Source organism: Flavobacterium solisilvae (assembly GCF_012911605.1).
In the GTDB taxonomy this organism is placed as follows: Bacteria; Bacteroidota; Bacteroidia; order Flavobacteriales; family Flavobacteriaceae; genus Flavobacterium; species Flavobacterium solisilvae.
This window is the reverse complement of sequence record NZ_JAAMPT010000161.1, coordinates 1-989: the sequence shown is the minus strand read 5'-3', so window position 1 is coordinate 989 and position 989 is coordinate 1. Positions and strand designations below refer to the sequence as shown.

Here is a 989-nt window from a genome sequence, read left to right as displayed (position 1 = left end):
GTAGCTGGTTGCGAGCTATTCCTTGTATATGTTGCATCACTAAAAATAATGAATTTATCTTTTTCTTACAAATATTTTACTATATTTGGTACTAGGATTGTGGAGGTTTTTTCACAGTCTGCCGTTATGTGCTATTTTAACTCAGAATCAAGAACTAATCAATTCATAAATGACATTAAAAAATTACATTCTAGCCATATTAATAATCTTTATTTCGTCTTGTAAACAATCAGAAAACAATACTGAAGATGAAGTTGTAATGACAGAGAATTATTCTTTGTCGGTACCTAAAGATTTGGAACGAACTAATAATCTGAATGAACTAGCAAAAGTTCAATTTCAAAAAGTTGACGAGGATTTGTATTTTATTGTATTGGAAGAAACAAAAAAAAGTTTTGAAAATGCAATCAAGTTAAAAGTTCATAAAACAACTCCAAGTCTTTTTGGATATTATCAAGTTGTAACAAGTCATTTTGATGAGCTCTATGATGATTTCAAAATAACCGATTTTGGAAGAACTAAAATTAATTCGTGTAATGCAATTGTTTTCTCAATGAGTGGAAAAGGATTAGATGATGGTAAAAAGGCATTTTTTAGATACGCACTAATTGAAGACAGTAACAATTTATATCAAATTATGTCGTGGACAAACATTAATTATAAAGATAAATTAATTGGAAAAATGGGTGGAATTATAAACTCATTTAAGTCTAAATCCAATTCAAAATAAAAACAGCACATAACAGGCGTTTGGCAAGATTGCGAATTTTGTAGTAAATACACGTTTATTTCTCGCAAGAAATTTTATCTTTAACAGAAAATAATCAGTTCCGAAGTCCGCAACCTCGCCAAGCGCCGGAACGTCAGGTTGTGAAAAAACCCCATTTTCAATACAAATTCACTTAATTAAAAGCTTATAAATTGGTTTTAAGCCAAGGTATATTTTGAAGTAGTTTGATTTGTTCCCAAAATGATACGAACTAAAAATA

The 989-nt window shown here is 29.4% G+C and carries 1 protein-coding gene; it reads left to right on the top strand.

The features are described 5' to 3' along the window. Positions 1–169 precede the first annotated feature (169 nt). The gene (locus tag G6042_RS00755) at positions 170–730 is read left to right on the top strand and encodes a hypothetical protein (protein ID WP_169522366.1); all 561 of its coding nucleotides are present in this window, start codon (positions 170–172) and stop codon (positions 728–730) included. The last annotated feature ends 259 nt before the right edge of the window (positions 731–989 follow it).